Annotated in this window: 20 protein-coding genes; 11 read left to right on the top strand and 9 right to left on the bottom strand. The window is 66.1% G+C overall.

Going from position 1 to position 20,066, the window contains the following annotated elements; translation table 11 throughout:
• Nucleotides 1-126 precede the first annotated feature (126 nt).
• Nucleotides 127-900 carry a polyphosphate kinase 2 family protein gene (locus CVN68_RS04960; protein WP_100281223.1) on the top strand — a complete coding sequence of 258 codons (774 nt, stop codon included), beginning with the start codon at nt 127-129 and terminating at the stop codon, nt 898-900.
• Between the two features lie 2 nt (nt 901-902).
• On the opposite strand, the gene CVN68_RS04955 is transcribed toward CVN68_RS04960, so the two are convergent.
• Nucleotides 903-1,532: a carbonic anhydrase gene (locus CVN68_RS04955; protein ID WP_100281222.1), complete on the bottom strand. Its 630-nt coding sequence runs from the start codon at nt 1,530-1,532 to the stop codon at nt 903-905.
• 114 nt (nt 1,533-1,646) lie between these two features.
• Here CVN68_RS04955 and lipA point away from each other — a divergent pair, with 114 nt between their 5' ends.
• On the top strand, nt 1,647-2,594 hold the full coding sequence (lipA, locus tag CVN68_RS04950) for a lipoyl synthase (protein WP_100281221.1): 948 nt from the start codon (nt 1,647-1,649) through the stop codon (nt 2,592-2,594).
• Complete coding sequence (locus CVN68_RS04945) at nt 2,594-3,091, top strand: type II toxin-antitoxin system RatA family toxin (protein ID WP_100281220.1); 498 nt, start codon at nt 2,594-2,596, stop codon at nt 3,089-3,091. Before lipA ends, CVN68_RS04945 begins: the two co-directional genes overlap by 1 nt.
• Here CVN68_RS04945 and CVN68_RS04940 read toward each other — a convergent pair.
• Nucleotides 3,016-3,552, bottom strand: a complete 537-nt coding sequence (locus tag CVN68_RS04940; RefSeq protein ID WP_100281219.1) for a CinA family protein — start codon at nt 3,550-3,552, stop codon at nt 3,016-3,018. The two genes, CVN68_RS04945 and CVN68_RS04940, sit on opposite strands and share 76 nt — an antisense overlap.
• A 37-nt stretch (nt 3,553-3,589) precedes the next feature.
• The gene (locus tag CVN68_RS04935; RefSeq protein ID WP_100281218.1) at nt 3,590-4,732 is read right to left on the bottom strand and encodes a bifunctional 2-C-methyl-D-erythritol 4-phosphate cytidylyltransferase/2-C-methyl-D-erythritol 2,4-cyclodiphosphate synthase; all 1,143 of its coding nucleotides are present in this window, start codon (nt 4,730-4,732) and stop codon (nt 3,590-3,592) included.
• A 75-nt stretch (nt 4,733-4,807) separates the two neighbouring features.
• Between CVN68_RS04935 and CVN68_RS04930 the strand changes: the two genes are divergently transcribed.
• The 8 genes from CVN68_RS04930 (at nt 4,808) to hflX (ending at nt 14,750) form a co-directional block, all read left to right on the top strand.
• Complete coding sequence (locus CVN68_RS04930) at nt 4,808-5,572, top strand: TonB family protein (RefSeq protein ID WP_100281217.1); 765 nt, start codon at nt 4,808-4,810, stop codon at nt 5,570-5,572.
• 68 nt (nt 5,573-5,640) lie between these two features.
• The gene (dusB, locus tag CVN68_RS04925; RefSeq protein WP_100281216.1) at nt 5,641-6,639 is read left to right on the top strand and encodes a tRNA dihydrouridine synthase DusB; all 999 of its coding nucleotides are present in this window, start codon (nt 5,641-5,643) and stop codon (nt 6,637-6,639) included.
• On the top strand, nt 6,615-7,712 hold the full coding sequence (locus CVN68_RS04920; RefSeq protein WP_100281215.1) for a two-component system sensor histidine kinase NtrB: 1,098 nt from the start codon (nt 6,615-6,617) through the stop codon (nt 7,710-7,712). The genes dusB and CVN68_RS04920 overlap by 25 nt, the downstream gene beginning before the upstream one ends.
• Nucleotides 7,709-9,148: a nitrogen regulation protein NR(I) gene (ntrC, locus tag CVN68_RS04915; protein ID WP_100281214.1), complete on the top strand. Its 1,440-nt coding sequence runs from the start codon at nt 7,709-7,711 to the stop codon at nt 9,146-9,148. The genes CVN68_RS04920 and ntrC overlap by 4 nt, the downstream gene beginning before the upstream one ends.
• A gap of 60 nt (nt 9,149-9,208) precedes the next feature.
• Entirely contained in the window at nt 9,209-11,461 is a 2,253-nt protein-coding gene (locus CVN68_RS04910; RefSeq protein ID WP_100281213.1) for a sensor histidine kinase, read from the top strand.
• Nucleotides 11,461-12,837, top strand: coding sequence for a nitrogen assimilation response regulator NtrX (gene ntrX, locus CVN68_RS04905; protein ID WP_100281212.1), 1,377 nt, complete (start codon nt 11,461-11,463; stop codon nt 12,835-12,837). The genes CVN68_RS04910 and ntrX overlap by 1 nt, the downstream gene beginning before the upstream one ends.
• Nucleotides 12,838-12,959: 122 nt before the next feature.
• Nucleotides 12,960-13,451: an RNA chaperone Hfq gene (gene hfq, locus CVN68_RS04900; RefSeq protein ID WP_100281211.1), complete on the top strand. Its 492-nt coding sequence runs from the start codon at nt 12,960-12,962 to the stop codon at nt 13,449-13,451.
• Between the two features lie 6 nt (nt 13,452-13,457).
• Nucleotides 13,458-14,750, top strand: coding sequence for a GTPase HflX (gene hflX / locus CVN68_RS04895; RefSeq protein ID WP_100281210.1), 1,293 nt, complete (start codon nt 13,458-13,460; stop codon nt 14,748-14,750).
• Nucleotides 14,751-15,052: 302 nt separating this feature from the next.
• Here the strand turns inward: hflX and CVN68_RS04890 are convergent, their stop codons facing one another.
• The 6 genes from CVN68_RS04890 to metG form a co-directional block, all read right to left on the bottom strand.
• A complete protein-coding gene (locus tag CVN68_RS04890; RefSeq protein ID WP_100281209.1) occupies nt 15,053-15,400 on the bottom strand; it encodes a low molecular weight protein tyrosine phosphatase family protein in 348 nt (115 codons plus the stop codon).
• Nucleotides 15,397-16,155: a nucleoside triphosphate pyrophosphohydrolase gene (gene mazG / locus CVN68_RS04885; RefSeq protein ID WP_100281208.1), complete on the bottom strand. Its 759-nt coding sequence runs from the start codon at nt 16,153-16,155 to the stop codon at nt 15,397-15,399. Before mazG ends, CVN68_RS04890 begins: the two co-directional genes overlap by 4 nt.
• 72 nt (nt 16,156-16,227) lie before the next feature.
• Nucleotides 16,228-16,911 carry a retropepsin-like aspartic protease family protein gene (locus CVN68_RS04880; protein ID WP_233503583.1) on the bottom strand — a complete coding sequence of 228 codons (684 nt, stop codon included), beginning with the start codon at nt 16,909-16,911 and terminating at the stop codon, nt 16,228-16,230.
• Nucleotides 16,908-17,675: an MBL fold metallo-hydrolase gene (locus CVN68_RS04875; RefSeq protein WP_100281206.1), complete on the bottom strand. Its 768-nt coding sequence runs from the start codon at nt 17,673-17,675 to the stop codon at nt 16,908-16,910. The genes CVN68_RS04880 and CVN68_RS04875 overlap by 4 nt, the downstream gene beginning before the upstream one ends.
• Nucleotides 17,676-17,787: 112 nt before the next feature.
• Complete coding sequence (locus CVN68_RS04870; protein WP_100281205.1) at nt 17,788-18,567, bottom strand: TatD family hydrolase; 780 nt, start codon at nt 18,565-18,567, stop codon at nt 17,788-17,790.
• Nucleotides 18,564-20,066, bottom strand: a complete 1,503-nt coding sequence (metG, locus tag CVN68_RS04865) for a methionine--tRNA ligase (RefSeq protein ID WP_100281204.1) — start codon at nt 20,064-20,066, stop codon at nt 18,564-18,566. Before metG ends, CVN68_RS04870 begins: the two co-directional genes overlap by 4 nt.

Raw genomic sequence — 20,066 nt, 5'->3', positions numbered from 1 at the left:
GCCCCGCGAGGCGAAGCCGAGTAGGAAGGGTGAGGACAGAACCTACAGGTGCTGCCCTCACCCTTCCGCCGCTGCGCGGCTGTCCTCCCTCTCCCAATGGGAGAGGGAAACGGCTACGCTTGGCCAATGACCATTGATCTCAGCGACTATGAATCCGGCGGCCCCTTCGAAGGCCATTACAAGAAGGCGTTGAAGAAGCTCCAGAAGCGCCTCAGTCACATTCACTACGCGCACATCGTGCACAAGCGGCGCGCGATCATCGTGTTCGAAGGCTGGGATGCGGCGGGGAAGGGCGGGATCATCCAGCGGCTCACCGCCGAATGGGACCCACGCTATTACGAGGTCTGGCCGATCTCGGCGCCGACGCCCGAGGAACTGGCGCATCATTTCCTCTGGCGCTTCTGGCGACGGCTGCCCGCGCAGCACAATATCGCGATCTTCGACCGCAGCTGGTACGGCCGCGTCCTCGTCGAGCGGGTCGAGGGCTTCGCGAAGGAACCTGAATGGCGGCGCGGCTATGACGAGATCAACGATTTCGAGGCGCAGCAGGTCGCCAGCGGTACGACGCTGATCAAGGTGTTCGTCCATGTGACGCAGCAAACGCAGGACCAGAGACTGCGCGACCGGCTCGAACATCCGTGGAAACGCTGGAAGACCGGGTTGGAGGATTATCGCAATCGGGCCAGGCGGGCCGACTATCTGCAGGCGATGGCCGAGATGTTCGAGCGGACCGATACGAAGCACGCGCGCTGGATCGTGGTGGACGGCAACGACAAAAAGGCGGCGCGGATTGCTGCGTTGACTGCGATCGCCGACGCGCTCGAGGCGAAGGTGCCGATGGAGCCGCCCGTGCTCGATCCCGAAGTAGTGAAAGCGGCGAAGAAGGCGCTGGGCCTTTAGGTTCAGGCCGGCGCGAACGCGCCTGCATCGTCCATCACGTGCAGCACCCCGTCGCGGATCGCGAAATAGGCGCCGTGGATCTTGAGCGTGCCAGCTGCCTCGCGCTCGGGAATGCAAGGAAAGGTGCGCAGGTTCGCGATCGAGACGCGCACCGTCTCGAGTTCGAGCGCGCGGATCGCCTCCTCGCCATCGCCATGTTCGGCGATGACGCGATCGCGCGCTTCGTCGAGCATGTCGACCCAATGGGCGATGAACCCGCCTGCACCGGGCGCCTTGCCTTCGAAGCGGCGAGTGAGCGCGGCGTGGACGCCGCCGCACGCGCCGTGGCCCATCACGACGATCTCGGGCACTTCCAGCTGAGTCACTGCGAATTCCAGCGCGGCAGAGACACCGTGGCGGCCGCCGCCCAGCTCGAACGGGGGCACGAGATTGGCGATGTTGCGAACGACGAAGATCTCGCCGGGCGAGGTGTCGAAGACCTGCGCCGGATCGACCCGGCTGTCGGAGCAGGCGATCACCATCACCTTGGGTGCTTGCCCCTCGGACAGCTCATCCCAGCGATCGCGCTGGCGACGATATTCGATCTGGCGGAAGCGGCGATAGCCGGTGAGCAGGTCGCTGAAGTCGGTCATGGCGCCTCCATAGCGAAAGCCGCGCCGTTGCGAAGCCGGTGCGAGCCGAAAACTGCAACCAGCGATGCAAGCACGGTTGTTGTGCCTGCACGCGTGCATCGCTATCTGGCCTGCATGAACGAGATGTCCCCGCTGCCGCGCCCGGCCAATCCTTCTGAAGGGCGCGTCCGCAAGCCCGACTGGATCCGCGTCAAGGCGCCAACTTCGGAAGGCTTCGCGGCGACACGCGCGCTAATGCGCTCGAAGAGCCTGACCACGGTGTGCGAGGAAGCCGCCTGCCCGAACATCGGCGAATGCTGGTCGAAGAAGCACGCGACGGTGATGATCCTCGGCGACACCTGCACGCGGGCCTGCGCGTTCTGCAACGTCAAGACCGGTATGCCGCGTGCGGTGGACCCGATGGAGCCCGAGAACGTCGCCGATGCCGCGGCGCAGATGGGGCTCTCGCACATCGTCGTCACTTCGGTCGACCGCGACGATCTGCCCGATGGCGGCGCGAAGCAGTTCGTCAAGGTGATCGAGGCGATCCGCCGCTCGAATCCGACGACGACGATCGAGATTCTGACCCCCGATTTCCGCAACAAGCACGAGCAGGCCGTCGAGATGATCGTCGCGGCGCGGCCCGACGTCTACAATCACAATCTCGAGACGGTGCCGCGGCTCTATCCGACGATCCGCCCGGGCGCGCGTTATTACGCGTCGCTGCGACTGCTCGAGACGGTCAAGAAGCTCGATCCGTCGATCTTCACCAAATCGGGGATCATGCTCGGGCTCGGCGAAGAGCGATTGGAGGTCCACCAGGTGATGGACGACATGCGTTCGGCCGACGTGGATTTCCTGACAATGGGCCAGTATCTCCAGCCGACCCCGCGCCACACCAAGGTGATCGAGTTCGTCACCCCGCAGGCGTTCGGCTCGTACGGCGCGATCGCTCGTGCCAAGGGCTTCCTGCTCGTCGCCTCGTCGCCGCTGACGCGCTCAAGCTACCACGCCGGCGACGATTTCGCGAAGATGCGCGATGCGCGGGCGGCCAAGCTGGCGAAGGTGACCGCGGCCGTCTGATGCCTAAGCATTCGGAGACGCGCGCGCTGCCCTATACGCCGGAGCAGATGTTCGACCTGGTCGCTGATGTCGGCCGCTATGGCGAGTTCCTGCCTTGGGTTTCGGCGGTGCGGGTGCGCTCGAACAGCGACATCCAGATGGTCGCGGACCTGATCGTCGGGTTCAAGGGACTGCGCGAGAGCTTCACGTCGTGCGTCGAGAAGCAGCGCCCGGGGCATATCCGGGTCGACTATCTCGAAGGGCCGCTCAAGCACCTCAACAATGACTGGAAATTCCGGCCCGACGGCAAGGGCGGTTGTCTCGTCGATTTCTGCGTCGACTTCGCGTTCAAGAACCGTGTGTTCGAGATGCTGGCGGGGCAGGTGTTCGATCGCGCGCTGCGCAAAATGATCAACGCGTTCGAGGAGCGCGCGGCGCGGCTCTATGGCGACTCGGCGGGCTCGGCCGCAGCCGGCGCGTCGGGCATCAGCAGCTCGAGCGCGCAAAGCGCCGCCTGAAGCCGCACGCCGGCGCGGCCATTATTCTCGAAGTGCCGCGCATCGGCGACGATGTGCTGGGGGTCGGCACCGCGCTCGGCCTGCGCGAACACCACGGTGCCCACCGGCTTCTTCTCGCTGCCACCATCGGGGCCGGCGATCCCGGTGATTGCCACCGCGACATCGGCGGTGCTGCGCTTCAATGCGCCCTGCGCCATGCTCCACGCGACGGCGATCGACACCGAGCCGAAGGTTTCGAGCACGTCGCTGCTGACCTTGAGCACTTCGGTCTTGGCTTCGTTCGAGTAAGTGACGAAGCCGACGTCGAACACGTCCGACGAGCCCGGGATCTCGGTCAGCGCGGCGCTGACGAGGCCGCCGGTACAGCTTTCCGCCACTGCGATGCGGCGGCCGGCGGCGCGGTTCGCCTCGAGCACTTTGCGCGCGGCTTCGACCAGCTGGTCGGGGAGAATCGTATCCATGGGAGGCCCTGTGCCACCGAGATGTTTCGATGGCGAGTCAGGCGTTGTCCGCAGGCACTCGGACGGTCGCAATCGCCTGAGCGGCCATGCCCTCGCCACGCCCGGTGAAGCCGAGCCGCTCGGTGGTGGTGGCCTTCACGCTGACCTGCGACTCGGAGATGCACAGGATCGCCGCGATGCTCGCGCGGATCGCCTCGCGATGTGGGCCGATCCTGGGCGCCTCGCAAATGATCGTCACGTCGATGAAGTCGATGATCCCGCCTTGCCCGGCGATCAGCCCGGCGGCGTGTTCGAGGAAACGCGCCGAGCGCTGCCCACGCCATTGCGGGTCGCTCGGCGGGAAATGCAAGCCGATATCGCCTGCGGCGATCGTTCCGAGCAGCGCGTCGGTGATCGCATGGAGGACGACATCGGCGTCGCTATGCCCCGACAGGCCCTTGCTGTGCGGGACCGGCACGCCGCCGAGCCACAATTCCTCGCCCTCCGCGAAGCGATGGACGTCATAGCCCTGCGCGGTGCGGACGCGCATCGCAGCGGCGTGGCGCGCCTCGGCGGCGGCGAAGTCGGCGGGGTGGGTGATCTTTTCCAGCGCACTGTCTCCGGGAACGAGGGCGATCGCATGGCCCAGCGCGCGGACCATCTGCGCGTCGTCGGTGGCTTCGCGGTCCCCGGGCCAGGCGTCGTGCGCGTCACGGAGCGCCGCGGTTCGAAACGCCTGCGGGGTCTGAACGCGGATCAGGCCATCGCGGGGCACGGTTTCGCCCAGCGCCTCGCCGCCGCGCGCCAGCGTGTCGGCGACCGGCAAAGCGGGCAGGGCGCCTTGATGCGTCTCCAGTGCGGCGAGCAGCGCGTCGATCACCGCGTGCGACAGAAAGGGGCGGGCGGCATCGTGGATCAGCACGCGCTCGGCGCCGGCAAGTTTCTCCAGACCATTGCGGACGCTTTCGCGGCGGCTTGCTCCACCGATAGCGAACGGCACGTCGCCCAGCGCGAGGCGTAGCGCGTCCTCCTGGCCCGGGCCGATCACCACCAGCACCGCGTCCACCGCCGGGTGCGACGCCAAAGCGGCGTAACTGTGCGCGAGCATCGGCTTGCCGGCGAGCCAGGCGAACTGCTTGGGAACGCTGCCGCCCGTGCGCAGGCCCTGCCCGGCGGCGACGATCAGAGCGGCGGTCTTCATAGCCGGCGCCTAGCCGATGCCGGTGGCGAGTGGTAGCCTGCCTGCGCCGCGGGGGGCGGTGCCGGGGGGAATGCCATGTTCCGTTTGTTCCTCATGACTCTCGCTGTGCTCGCCGCGTCGTTCCCCGCCTACGCGCAGAGGGGCAAGGGCGCGCCGGACGTGCCGCTTGTGCCCGATCTCGCGGCTCGCGCGAAACCGCAGGGTGATCCGTCGCTGTGGATGGGGGAGGACGACTATCCCCGCGCGGCATGGCGCGCCGAGCAACAAGGGCATGTCGGCGTGCTGCTGCGGATTGGCGCCGATGGACGTGTCTCGGACTGCAGCCTGCTGGCATCCAGCGGCTCGAAACTTCTCGACGAGCGCAGTTGCACGCTCATGACCCGTCGCGCGCGCTTCATTCCTGCGATCGGAAAGAATGGCAGGCCGGCGCCCGATCGCTGGAATTACAGCCTCGTATGGACGCTGCCCACGAGCTGGGTGCGAAAGGCTTTGCCTGAAGACTGTTCTGATTGCGGCGCTGACTGGTCCTACAGCGAACCATTGTATCCACGTGCCGCGGCACCGCGTGGTGCCCCCCAGACATGGCTCCGGACTGCGGATTACCCGGCCAGACTAATCGAGCAGCGCGGAGGGGCGGATGTCGAGCTGACGGTCGCGTCGAGTGGAAGGGCTATTGGCTGCCGTGTCATCGATTCGAGCGGCTCGCGCGATTGGGATCGCGCGCTCTGCTCGATCTTGCGCCGTCGTGCCCGCTTTGACCCGGCACGCAACGGCGAGGGCAAACGGGTTCGAGGGGAATGGACCCACCGGTACCTCCGGGGTCCGAGCATCGCCCGATAGCGGGAAGCCCCGGCTTGCCAATCCAGGCTTGTGCGGCTAGGCGTCGCTGCCTATTTTTCAGGCAGATCATGCGCGAACTCGCCCCCATCCAGATCGGCCCCGTCCGGGTCGAAGCCCCGGTGCTGCTCGCGCCGATGACCGGTGTCACCGATTTGCCGTTCCGCCGGATCGTGCGGCGCTATGGTTCGGGGCTCAACGTCACCGAGATGGTCGCCAGCCAGGCCGCGATCCGCGAGACCCGCCAGTCGCTCCAGAAATTCGCATGGGATCCGATCGAGGATCCGGTGTCGATGCAGCTCGTCGGTTGCACGCCGCACGAAATGGCCGAGGCGGCGAAGCTGAGCGAGGATCGCGGCGCCGCGATCGTCGACATCAACATGGGCTGCCCGGTGCGCAAGGTGACCAGCGGCGACGCGGGCTCGGCGCTGATGCGCGACCTCAAGCTCGCCGGGTCGCTGATCGAGGCGTGCGTCAAGGCAGTCAGCGTTCCTGTCACGGTCAAGATGCGGATGGGCTGGGATCATGCCAGCCTCAACGCGCCCGAACTCGCGCATATCGCCGAGGATCTTGGCGCGAAGATGATCACCGTCCATGGCCGCACCCGCAACCAGATGTACAAGGGCTCGGCCGACTGGGGCTTCATCCGCACGGTCAAGGATGCGGTGTCGATCCCCGTGATCGCCAATGGCGACATCTGCACCGTCGAGGATGCCGAGGCTGCGCTGACGCAGTCGGGCGCGGACGGAGTGATGATCGGCCGCGGGGCCTATGGCAAACCGTGGATCCTGCGTCAGGTGATGGACGCGCTGACCGGCAAGCCCGCGCGCGCCGAGCCTTCGCTGGACGAACAATATCGCGTGATCGTAGAGCATTATGTCGACACCCTCGGCCATTATGGCAACGAGGTCGGCGTCAACATGATGCGCAAGCATATCGGCTGGTACACCAGGGGCATCCACGGCTCGGCCGAGTTCCGCAACAACGTCAACAAGATCGCAGATCCCGTGCGTGTGCTCGACATGCTCGCCGAATTCTACGCGCCATGGTCTTCGCGCGCGGCGGCCTGAGGCGCGCCAGGCCGGAACCGGTAAAGGGACCTGGCTTCGGCGACCTGTTCGCCGCGCTTCCCGTCGCGGTGCTGGTGATCGATCCCGACGGCCGCATCGCTCACGCCAATTCGGCGTGCGAATTGCTGCTCAACCATAGCGAGACCACGATGGTCGGGCAGCCTTATGACGCGGTGCTGCGCCCGCCCGAGGATTATGCCGACCGGCGCGACGGGCATGGCTTCGCGGCGTTCGACATCGAGATCGAAGCGGTCCGCGGTCCGCGCATTCGGGTCGATTTCGTCGAGGCGCCGATCGCCGACCAGCCCGGCTGGCGGATCGTCACGCTCCACCATGCGCCCCAGTCTCGCCCGGTGGCGCAAGGTGCCGATCGCACTGCGGGCGCGCGCGCGGCAGTGGGCGCGGCGGCGATGCTGGCGCACGAGATCAAGAACCCGCTTTCGGGCATTCGCGGCGCCGCGCAGCTGCTGCAGAGCGCCGGTGAGGATGCCGAGCTCACCCAGCTGATCACCACCGAAGTCGACCGCATCGTTGCGCTGATTGACCGGATGCAGGACTTCACCGACACCCGTCCGCTCAAGCTAGCGCCGACCAACATCTACCCTTTGCTCGATCACGCCCGGCGCGTCGCGCTCGCAGGGTTCGCGCGCGGCATTTCGATCGAGGAGCATTTCGATCCCTCGCTGCCGCCGGTGCTGATCGATCCCGACGCCTTCCTCCAGGTGCTGCTCAATCTGCTCAAGAACGCGGCCGAAGTGTTGGGCGGGCGCGATCGGCCGCGGATCACGCTGGCGACCGCCTATCGCCACGGCATGTCGGTGAGCACCGGCGCCGGACGCCCGCGTCAGCCGTTGCCGATCGAGATCCTCGTCATCGACAATGGCCCGGGCGCGCCGGCCGACATCGCCGAGCATTTGTTCGAGCCGTTCGTATCGGGCAATCCGGAAGGGAAGGGATTGGGGTTGCCATTGGTCGAGAAACTGGTCCGCGACATGGGCGGAATCGTCCAATATGGCCGCGAGCGCGAACCCGAAGTCACCGTGTTCCGCATCCTGTTGCCGAGGGCGGCATGAACGGCACGGTCCTGATCGTCGACGACGACGCCGCGATCCGCACGGTTGCTGCGGCGGCGCTCAAGCGCGAGGGGCACCGGGTCACTACCGCCGCCAGCATCGCAGAGTTGCGCCGGGCGCTGGCCGCCGGCGTACCCGATGTGCTGGTGACCGATGTCGTGCTGCCCGACGGCAACGGGCTCGATGTCGCCGCCGGGCTCGCCACCGAGCACCCCGAGCTGCCGATCATCATCTTCTCGGCGCAGAACACCCTCGCCACCGCAGTTCGCGCGACCGAAGTCGGCGCGTTCGACTATCTGCCCAAGCCCTTCGACCTCGATGTGCTGGCGCAGGCCGTGCGCGGCGCGATCGCCCGGCGGCAGCGCCAGCCGGCTGCGCTCGAAGAGGCCGAGATCGGCGGCGGCACTGCGCTGATCGGCCGCTCGCCGGCGATGCAGGAAGTGTATCGGGTGATCGCGCGGGTGGTCTCGAACGATCTGACCGTGCTGATCTCGGGCGAATCGGGCACCGGCAAGGAATTGGTCGCCCAAGCGATTCACGAGCTCGGTCCGCGCCGCCGTGCGCCCTTCGTCGCGCTCAACATGGCGGCGATCCCGCGCGACCTGATCGAGGCCGAATTGTTCGGGCACGAGCGCGGCGCCTTCACGGGAGCTGCCACAAGGGTGGCCGGCAAGTTCGAACAGGCAGCGGGGGGCACCCTGTTCCTCGACGAGATCGGCGACATGCCGATGGACGCGCAGACAAGGCTGCTCCGTGTGCTCCAGTCGGGCGAATTCACCACGGTGGGTGGCGCGCGGACGATCCGCGCCGATGTCCGCATCGTCGCGGCGACCAACAAGGATTTGACCCAGCTCGTCCAGGCCGGCCAGTTCCGCGAGGATTTGTTCTACCGGCTCAACGTCGTGCCGGTGAGCCTGCCGGCGCTACGCGAACGTCGCCAGGACGTGCCTCTGCTCGCCCGACATTTCCTCGATCGTGCCGCCGAAGCAGGCCTGCCCCGCAAACAGCTCGATCAGGGGGCGATGGCGGTGCTCGAAGGCTATGACTGGCCCGGCAATGTCCGCGAGCTCGAAAATCTGATGCGGCGCATCGCCGCGCTCAGCCGCGACGAATGGATCGACGCCGACGCGATCCGCCGCGCGATCGGCGAAGCGGGGAGCTTCCAGCCGGCGGCGCGCGACGCCGGGATCGACGCCGCGGTCCGCGCCCGGCTCGACCGGATGGCGATCGAGGAACCGCACGCGCTCGACGACGGCAGCCTGTACGAGCGGATCATCGGCGAAGTCGAGCGCCCGCTGATCGAGGCGATGCTGGCACGCCACCAGAACAACCAGCTGCGCGCCGCCCGTGCGCTGGGGATCAACCGCAACACGCTGCGCAAGCGACTCGACACGCTGGGGATCGACATGGCGGATCGACCGGGCGGTACCGATTAGCGACGGTTAGCCCCAAATTATGTGTTCTTTCGGCCACAATATCGTTGTATCCTGGCCACGATGGATGCCGTGACCGAGCAGATTGCCGAAGCTGCACCGCGCAAACGGCGGCTGAGCGTCACACCTGCAGTCGAGGCCGGGGTGCTGTTTGCCGCAGTAGCGATCGCCATCATCAGCTATTTCGTGGTCAGCGGCGAGCGCTCGCCAGAGCGGCTGCTTTCGCCGCCTCTAGTGGCGCTTCTGCTCGTCGCCAATCTTGTTCCGGGCGTCGCGCTGTTGGTGCTGATCGGACGCCGTGCCGCCCGCCACCGCGCCGCTTCGTCGACCGCCGGCGGGGAAGGGCAGTTGCATGTCCGCCTCGTCGCGATTTTCTCGGTGCTGGCGAGCGTCCCGACGCTGCTGGTGGCGGTGATCGCGTCGCTGCTGTTTCAATATGGCGTCGCGTTCTGGGTCTCGGACCGGCCGCGGAGCATGATCGAGAACGCCCAGGCGCTGGCGCAGGAATCCTATCGCCAGCTGCTTGGCTTCGTTGATCGCGAGACCGTCGCCATGGCGAATGACGTTTCGAATGCGCTCAACGAATATCCTCCCGACAGCATCAATTTTCAGCAGATCTTCGGCGGACAGGTCTATGTGCGCAGCTTATCCGAGGCGATCATCTTCACGGTCGCGGCCGACGGGCAGATCCAGGCGATCGCACTGGTGAACCCCTATGAGCGCGATCTCGAAAAGGAGATCAATCGCAGCGCACTCAAGCAACTCGACCAAGGCAAACAGAGCGTTGCCGATGCGCAAGGTGATCGCATCCGCTCGCTCACGCGCATCCCGGGGTCGCGCAATCTCTATCTCTATGCAGGCCGCGCCTCTGGCCTGGGCGGCATATCGCCGCAGACCGAGCGAGCCGCCCAAGTTTTGACGGACTATCGCGCGCTGGTGACGCGCTCGCGGTCGCTGCAGCTCCAGTTCAACATCGCGCTGCTCGTGCTGGCGCTGCTGATTGTCGGCATCGCGGTGTGGGTGGCGCTGCAGGTGGCGGACCGGCTGGTGCGGCCGGTGAACGAACTGGTGGGGGCAGCAAGGCAAGTGGCTGGCGGCGACCTGACCGCGCGGGTACCCGAGCGCAAATCGAAGGACGAGATCGGCGTGCTCGCCGGCGCGTTCAATCAGATGACCAACCAGCTGCAGGGCCAGACCAACGCCCTGGTCACCGCCAACGCGCAGATCGAGAGCCGCCGCGCATTGATCGAGGCAGTGATGTCGGGGGTCTCCGCCGGGGTCATCTCGATCGGCGCCGATCGCGTGGTTCGGCTGATGAATGCCTCGGCACTGGCGCTGCTGCGGCGAAGCGAGGAGGAGTCGCTCGGCAAGCCGCTCGTCTGGATCGCGCCCGAGCTCGATGCCCTGCTCGACGCTCCCGAACGCGAGGCCGTGGCGCAAGTCACCGTGGGGGCCGAGGCGCGCACGCTGGCGGTCAAGATCACTTCGGACGAAGCGGGGCAGGTGCTCACTTTCGACGACATCACCCAGCAATTGCTCGACCAGCGCCGCGCGGCCTGGTCCGACGTGGCGCGGCGCATCGCGCACGAGATCAAGAACCCGCTCACGCCGATCCAGCTCGCCGCCGAACGACTCCAGCGCCGCTACGGCAAGCAGATCGAGGGCGGGGAAGGGGTGTTCAGCCAGCTGACCGGCACGATCGTCCGCCAGGTCGGCGATCTGCGGCGGATGGTCGACGAATTCTCGTCCTTCGCGCGGATGCCCAAGCCGCTGTTCCGTCGCGAGTCGCTGCTCGACATCGCGCGCCAGTCGATGTTCCTCCACGAAGTCGCGCACCCGGCGATCCGCTTCGAACTCGACACCCCGGACGAGCCGCCGAGCCTTGTCTGCGACCGTCGCCAGATGGGGCAGGCACTCACCAACGTGATCAAGAACGCCGTCGAGGCGATCGAGGCGCGCGGTGAGGGACAGGCGCTGCCGCAGGGCGAAATCCTGCTCTCGATCCGCGCGGAAGACGACCAGCGCGTGCTGCTGATCGTCAGCGACAACGGCGTCGGACTCCCGGTCGAGCGCGACCGCATCGTCGAGCCCTATATGACGACGCGCAGCCGCGGCACCGGCCTCGGCCTCGCGATCGTCAAGAAGATCGTCGAGGAGCATTGCGGTACGATCGGCTTCACCGACCATGACGGGGGCGGGACCGTCGTCACGATCTGCTTCGACACCGAAGCGCTCGAAAGACTCGCCCAGCAGAACAATGATGCCGAACCGGCCGAACCGAGGGCCCCGGCACTTACCAGAAGCGGAAAATCCTGATGAGCCTCGATATCCTCGTCGTCGACGACGAACGCGACATCCGCGAACTCGTCGCGGGTGTGCTGGAGGACGAGGGCTATGCCACGCGCGCCGCCGCCGACAGCGACGCCACTCTCGAAGCGATCGCCGAGCGCCGGCCGAGCCTGGTGCTGCTCGACGTGTGGCTGCAGGGCTCGCGGCTCGACGGGCTCGAATTGCTCGACGAGATCAAGCGGCGCGATCCCTCGATCCCGGTGCTGGTGATCTCGGGGCACGGCAATATCGACACCGCGGTCGCCGCGATCCGCCGCGGCGCTTCGGACTTCATCGAGAAGCCATTCGAGGCCGAGCGGCTGCTGCTGCTCGTCGAGCGCGCGACCGAGACCGAGCGGCTGCGCCGCGAAGTGGTGTCGCTGCGCGCGTCGGTAGGCCGCGACAACGATCTCACCGGCTCCTCCGCCGCGATCAACACCGTGCGCGCCACGCTCAAGCGAGTCGCGTCGACCGGCAGCCGCGTGCTGATCACCGGCGGCGCCGGCGTCGGCAAGGAAGTCGCGGCGCGATTGCTCCACGGCTGGAGCCAGCGGACCGCTGCCCCCTTCGTGATCGTCAGCGCCGCGCGGATGATGCCGGAACGCGTCGAGGAGGAATTGTTCGGAGTGGAGGAAGCGGGCGACCTTGTCCGCCCCGGCCTGCTCGAACAGGCGCATGGCGGCACCTTGTTCCTCGACGAGATCGCCGACATGCCGGTCGCGACGCAGGCGCGGATCCTGCGCGTGCTCACCGATCAGAGCTTCAGCCGGGTGGGCGGCACCCGGATCGTCAAGGTCGACGTGCGCGTCGTTTCGGCGACCGCGCGCGACCTGATGGCGGAGATCGCCGCGGGACGCTTTCGCGAGGATCTCTATTACCGGCTCAACGTCGTGCCCGTCGCGATCCCGCCGCTCACCGAACGGCGCGAGGACATTCCGGTGCTCGTCGAGCATTTCGTCGCGCATTACGCCAGCGACCGCCGCGTCCCGACTCCCGAAGTCGCCCCGGACGCGATGGTTGCACTGCAAAGCTATGAATGGCCGGGCAATGTCCGCCAGTTGCGCAACGTCGTCGAGCGTACCGTGATCCTCGCGCCGGGCGACCGGATCGGGCGAATCGATCTCGACCTGCTGCCCCCCGAAGTGCTCGGCCGGCAAGGCGAGAGCGCGGGCACCGGTGCCAACGCGATCATGGGCGCGCCGCTCAAGGAGGCACGCGAAACCTTCGAACGCGAATATCTTCGCGTCCAGATCCGCCGCTTTTCGGGCAATATCTCGCGCACCGCGAGCTTCATCGGGATGGAGCGCTCGGCGCTGCACCGCAAGCTCAAGCTGCTCGGGATCACCGAGACGCGCGAGGAATAGGTTGGACGCGCGCGCCCGGAACCAATAGACTACAGTCTCCGCACCGAGGTGGTGCGGCATTCCGACGCCGGGAACCGGCGCGAAGCGGGACATGATCCCGCCAAGAATAGAAGGAAAACAACATGGCCGAGAAGCAGACCTCGCTTCAGGACCTGTTCCTCAACTCGCTCCGGCGCTCGAAAGTGCCGGTCACGATGTTTCTCGTGAAGGGCGTCAAACTCCAGGGCATCGTCACCTGGTTCGACAATTTCTCGGTGCTGCTCCGCCGCGACGGCCAGTCGCAGCTGATCTACAAGCACGCCATCTCGACGATCATGCCGGCAGGCCCGGTGGATCTCGCCACGCTCCTCGAAGCAGCGGGAGAATTCCAGCACAAGAACCCGGTTTTGCAGGAAATTTTCCTCAACGCCGTGCGCAAGCAGCAGGAAAACGTGACGATGTTCCTCGTCAACGGAGTGATGCTGCAAGGCCAGATCGCGGCGTTCGACCTGTTCTGCATGCTGCTCCAGCGCGAAGGCATGGCGCAGCTCGTCTACAAGCATGCCGTCTCCACCGTCCAGCCGGCGCATCCGCTCAACCTCGCCGAGGAAACAACTGCGCCCGACGGCGATTGAGCACCCATGTCCACAGGTTTTGATCGCGACGCCGACGAGTTTGCCCGCGGCGCACGCGCGATCGTCGTCTATCCCGAAATGGGCGCCAGCTCGCGCGATGCCGACGCACGCCTCGAGGAGACCGCGGGGCTTGCCGCGGCGATCGGCGTCGAAGTGCGCGAGAAGCTCGCGGTCAAGCTGCGCCAACCCAAGCCGGGGACCTTGATCGGCTCGGGCCAGGTCGAGGCGATCGCAGAAACCGTTAGAGATCAGGAGCTTCAGCTCGCTGTCTTTGACGCAGCCTTAACACCGGTACAGCAGCGCAATCTCGAGACCGGGCTCGGCTGCAAGGTGATCGATCGCACCGGGCTGATCCTCGAAATCTTCGGCGAGCGCGCGCGCACCGCCGAGGGCCGACTGCAGGTCGAGCTCGCCCATCTCGATTACCAGGCCGGCCGGCTGGTGCGCAGCTGGACCCATCTCGAGCGCCAGCGCGGCGGCTTCGGCTTTCTCGGCGGCCCGGGTGAGACCCAGATCGAGGCCGACCGCCGGCTGATCCGCGATCGCATGGCGCGGCTCAAGCGCGAACTCGACCAGGTCAGCCGCACGCGTACGCTCCACCGCGACCGGCGCCAGCGCGCACCGTGGCCGGTGATCGCGCTGGTCGGCTATACCAATGCTGGAAAATCTACCCTTTTCAATAGATTAACCGGCGCTGACGTCATGGCGGAGAATCTGCTCTTCGCCACGCTGGACCCGACCTTGCGGCAGATTTCGCTGCCGGGCATCGACAAGGCGATCCTCTCCGACACAGTGGGTTTCGTCTCCGAATTGCCGACCCAGCTGGTCGCTGCGTTCAAAGCGACGCTCGAGGAAGTCGTATCGGCCGATCTGCTGATCCATGTCCGCGACGTCGCGCATCCCGACAGCGAGGCGCAGCGTGCCGACGTCGAGAAGGTGCTCGCCGAGATCGGAGTGGCCGAGACGACGCCGCGCTTCGAGGCGTGGAACAAGCTCGACCTGCTCGATGCGGAACGCCGCGAACAATTGCTCGAGGATGCCGGCAAGCGCGAGGACGTCATGCCGATCTCGGCATGGACCGGGGAGGGCGTCGACACGCTGATCGCCGCAGTCGCCAGCCGGCTGACCGTGGGACATCGGCGCTTTACGATCAGCCTGCAATCCGGCGACGGGGCGGGGGCGGCGTGGCTTCATCAGCACGGCGAAGTGATCGAGCAGCGGATCGAGGACGATCAGGCGCTGTACGAAGTGCGGATGGCGCCCGGCGACTATGAGCGGTTTCTGACGCGACAGGGCTGAACGCGGAATTCGCGGAACGCAAAACGCGGATTCGGCGCGGGGCGCGGTTGTTGCGCGTGCCCTCAAGGAAACGCGGAACAAAGTACCGCCGAAGTTGACACGGTTGCGGGCCCGCGTTCCGCGTTTGCCACCCGAAACACCCGCACACCGTCATGCGGCGAACGCCGGGATCTCGTGCGAAGGAGGTTGCGTTTGCCGCCTGAGATCCCGGCGTTCGCCGGGATGACGGAAAGGGGGCGGGTTCACGGATTCAAGGAGCGCGCGGCTTGTGGTCGACGCCGGTCAGTCGAGCAGACCAAATCCTACATTGCAATCGCCGCTGTGGCGGGGGGCAAATGGCGCGCCATCCGCGCCCTGAGCAATGCGATCAATTGCGGGTCCATGAACGCATAGTCATCGGGGATGTCGAGGACCACGACTCGCTTGCCGTTGAGCGCGGATCGAAAATGCCTCTGCAGCTTGTTGCGATGCGCGCGCTCCATCACGAAGATCAGATCGGCCCACGCGACCAACTCGCCGGTCAACGGGTTCTCGGCGTCATGATTGGTTCCCGCCGAACTGACTTCGATCGCCGGATGGTCAGCGAAAATCTGCTCCGCGGTGGGGCTGCGAAGCCGGTTCTGGCTGCAGACGAAGAGAATGTTCTTCATCGGACGCCGTTGGCCTTCGCGGTTTGCCAGAGCGCTTCCTTCGCATCGAGATCGAGCCCGGCGAACGTTTCGCCCGCTTCGGCCTCCATCGCCTTGAAGCGGCGTTCGAACTTCGCATTGGCGACGCGCAGCGCGGCTTCGGGATCGACGCCCTGCTTGCGCGCCCAATTTACCACCGCGAACAGTAAATCGCCAATCTCTTCCTCGCGCGCCTCGAAGGTCGCGGCGGCTTCGACTTCGGCGAGCTCCTCGTCGATCTTGGCGCGGGCACCGCTCGGATCAGGCCAGTCGAAGCCGGTGCGGGCGGCGCGCTTTTGCAGTTTCTCGGCGCGGAGCAAGGCGGGGAGGCCGAGCGCGACGCCGTCGAGGGCGCTCTCATGCCCCTTGGCGCCGCGCTCGGCGGCCTTGATCTGCTCCCAGAGATGATGGCCACCCTCGGCTTGCCCGAGGAAGATGTGCGGGTGGCGGCGCTCCATCTTGTCGCTGATCGACGCGATCACGTCGGGGAGCGCGAAATGGCCGGCTTCCTCGGCCATGCGGCTGTGGAACACCACCTGGAGGAGCAAGTCGCCGAGTTCGTCCTTGAGCTCGGCCATGTCGCCGCGCTGACACGCATCGGCGACTTCATAGGCTTCCTCGATCGTATAGGGCGCGATCGTCTCGAAGGTCTGGACGGTATCCCATTCACAGCCGGTCTTCGGATCGCGCAACCGCGCCATGATCGTGATGAGGCGTTCGATATTCGCTGAGGTCATGCGAGGGGGGCTCTCCAAGCTAATCCGCTAGAACGATAATATACATTATGTTAAATCAAGACGTGGATCGGGTCAGGTGTCTTGCTCGCTCCGCGGGCGCCGGGGTTCGGGAGATTTTGCCGGTGCAGTCGTCGCGTCGCTGTCCTGGCCGCCGGCATCGGCTCTGGGCTGCAGCACCAGCACGTTGTTCTCGACGCGCCAGCTGTGCAGTCGCGACAGGAAGTTCATGCCGAGCACGTCGAGGTCGCCGAAACTTGGCGATACCACCACGCCGAGATCCTCGGTCTCGAGCGGCCCGATCGACAGTTTCTCGATCCGGCCGCGGCGCGCCGCGACGGTGCCGTTGGCGGTTTCGATCATCACCGGCAGGCCGCTGCCGGCTTTGATCTCCGACTCCGCCGCGGTGCGATCCGAGATCGCCGTGATCGTGGCGCCGCTGTCGATCAGCATCCGGCGCTCGACACCGTTGAGCTTCACGCGCGCCCAGAAATGCCCGTCGGGCGCCATGCGGATGCGCACGGTCTCGCCCGCGACCTGCTGGTCGTCGATGCCGAGCTTCGCCGACGCCGCGGCGAACATCGCGCCGATCTCGTGGCGATGCGCCACCGCGAGCACGGTCAGCACGATGATCAGCGCCCAGCTGACCAGCGAGCGCAACACGAAGCCGATCGACAATTTCCGGATCGAAAGCGCGCTGAGGACGAGCACCAGCACGCCCACCAGATAGATCAGGTCCATGCTGTCCCAGTCGCTCACGCAAGCATCTCCAGGCCGTCAAAGCCTGGTTCGACCCCTGCGGGCAGCTCGGCGGCCAGACCCATATAATCCATCGACTGGTCCATATGAACCAGCGCGGCGCGGCGCGGCTGCAACTCCCCTACCCAGCCCAGCACTTGCGCCAGATTCGGATGCGTAGGGTGCGGCGCGCGGCGCAATGCATCGACCACCCAGACGTCGAGGTCGGCGTAGAGCGCGCGCATGATGCTCGTCATTTCATGGAAGTCTGTAGCATAACCTATTGATTTTACGTTACTATCAAAGCGCAAACCAGCGGAAGTGATGCCGCCATGGGGCTGATCGGCGACAGTGATGCGGATATCACCGATGATGAGGCTATCGGGCAGCGGCTCGATCGCGATCGTCGGTCGATAGAGCGCGCGGCCGAAAAAGGCGTAGTGGAACTTGTGCTGGAGCTGTTCGAGCGTGAATGGCCGCGCGAGCCCGCGCACCGGCTCGCCGCCCCGGTTGTGCATCAGCTGGCGGAGATCGTCGATGCCATGGGTGTGATCGGCGTGATCGTGAGTCCAGATCACCGCGTCGACATCGGCGACGTTCGCAGCGAGGAGCTGGGCGCGCATGTCGGGGCTGGTGTCGATCAGGATCGTGGTGGTCTGCGTGGTGACCAGCACCGAGGCGCGGGTGCGGCGGTTGCGCGGGTCTGTGGGGTCGCAGGCGCCCCAGTCGTTGCCGATCCGGGGGACCCCCGACGAAGTGCCCGAGCCGAGGATGCGGATTTTCATGTCCTGACGTCACCCCGGCGAACGCCGGGGTCTCGTGCGGTTTGGGACCGCGCTTGCGGCCAGAGATCCCGGCGTTCGCCGGGATGGCGGATATGCGCGCGCCTTCCGGACCTCACGCCAGCGTCTTGGCGAAGAGCTTGTGGAAGTTCTGGCGGGTGGCCTCGGCGAGTTGCTCGGGGTCTTCGCCGCGGAGCTGGGCGAGGAAGCGGCACGTGTCCGCTACGAAGGCGGGCTCGCCCGTCTTGCCGCGATGAGGGACCGGGGCGAGGAACGGCGCGTCGGTCTCGATCAGCAAGCGATCGAGCGGCAGCCGCGCGGCGGTTTCCTGCAGGTCGCGGGCGTTCTTGAAGGTCACGATGCCCGAAATCGAAATGTAGAAGCCTAGGTCGAGCGCGATATCGGCGAACGCGCCGCTCGCCGTGAAGCAGTGGATCACGCCGGGAAAGGCGCCCTTCCCCATTTCGTCGCGGAGGATCTCGGCCGTGTCTTCCTCGGCATCGCGGGTGTGGACGATGATCGGCAGGCCGGTTTCACGCGAGGCGGCGAGATGCGCGCGGAAGCTGGCGCGCTGGCGGTCGCGGTCCGAATGGTCGTAATAATAGTCCAGCCCGCTCTCGCCGATGCCGACGACACGCGGATGCTGCGCCCGCTCGACCAGCCTTGCCGTGCCGATATCGGGATGCTGGTCGGCTTCGTGCGGATGGATGCCGACGCTCGCCCAGACATCGGGCTCGCGCTCGGCTACGGCGATGACGTCATCCCATTCGTTTTCGCGCGTCGAGATGTTGAGCATCGCCACCACCCCGGCGGCTCGGGCGCGCGCCAGCACTTCTGGCTGCTGCTCGCCGAGGCCCTTGTAGATCAGATGGCAATGGCTGTCGGCCAGTCTCACGCGTCGCTCGCCTGCAATTCCAGTCGCGGGAAGATGGGGGTCGGCGGCGCGATGCGGAAGTCCTCGTCGGCCTCGGACGGGAGTTCAAGCAGAAGCTTGCCCGCCGAAGTGGGAATTACCGGCAGGATCGTCGTGGCGAGCCGGCGGATCGCGCGGAGCAAGGTGCGCAGCACCGCGTTCATCCGTTCCGCGTCGGTCTTGCGCAGCGCCCATGGCGCCTGCCCGTCGATATATTGATTGCAGGCGAAGACGCCGGTCATCCACGCCTCGATGCCCTGGCTCAGCGCAAGATCGTCGAACGCCGTGCGGAACGCCGCGCAGGCGACGTCTACCTCGGCGAGGAGCACGGCGTCTGCCTCCTCCGCCCTCCCCTCGGGCACATGACCCTCGCAATTCTTGGCGATGAAGGCGAGCACGCGCTGGGCGAGATTACCGAAGCTGTTCGACAGATCGGCATTGGCGCGGGTGACGATCGCTTCGTCGCTGAATGTGCCGTCGTGCCCGAAGCTGACGTCACGCAGCAGGAAATAGCGCAGCGCATCCTTGCCATAGAGTTCGGCGAGCTGCATCGGATCGACGACGTTGCCGACCGACTTGGACATCTTCTCCCCGCGGTTGAGCAGGAACCCGTGGCCGAACACCTGCTTCGGCAGCGGGAGGTTGGCCGACATCAGGAAGGCGGGCCAATAGACCGCATGGAAGCGGACGATGTCCTTGCCGATCAGGTGGATGTCGGCGGGCCAGAATTTGGCGAAGCGCTCGGGATCGTCGGGATAGCCCGCACCGGTGATATAGTTGGTCAGCGCATCGACCCAGACATACATGACGTGATCGGGAGACCCCGGCACCGGCACGCCCCAGTCGAAGCTGGTGCGGCTGACCGACAAGTCGATCAGCCCGCCTTCGACGAAGCGGAGGATCTCGTTGCGGCGCGATTCGGGGCGGATGAAGTCCGGATTGGCGGCGTAGAAATCGAGCAACGGCTGCTGGTATTTGGAGAGCTTGAAGAACCAGGTCTCCTCCGCGGTCCATTCGACCGGAGTGCCCTGCGGCGAGAGCTTCACGCCCCCTTCCCCGTCGGTCAGTTCCTTTTCTTCGTAGAAAGCCTCGTCGCGGACCGAATACCAGCCCTCGTAGCGATCGAGATAGAGATCGCCGGCATCGGCCATCGCCTGCCAGATCGCCTGGCTGGCGGCGTAATGTCCGGGCTCCGAGGTGCGGATGAAACGATCGTACGAAATATCGAGGACGTCGGCCATCTCACGGAAATAGATAGACATTTCATCCGCGAGCTCGCGCGGTTCCATATCGCGGGCGCGCGCGGTCTGGACCATCTTGAGGCCGTGCTCGTCGGTGCCGGTCTGGAAGAAGACGTCGCGGCCGTGCTGGCGCTGGAAGCGCGCGATCGCGTCGGCGGCGATCATCTCATAGGCGTGGCCGATATGCGGGCGGCCATTGGGATAGTGGATTGCTGTCGAGATGTAGAAGGGATCGGCCAT

The sequence above is a fragment of the Sphingomonas psychrotolerans genome, assembly GCF_002796605.1.
GTDB classification, from domain to species: domain Bacteria; phylum Pseudomonadota; class Alphaproteobacteria; order Sphingomonadales; family Sphingomonadaceae; genus Sphingomonas; species Sphingomonas psychrotolerans.
The sequence above is the reverse complement of the archived record's forward strand: the minus strand, read 5'-3'. Positions and strand labels throughout refer to the sequence as shown.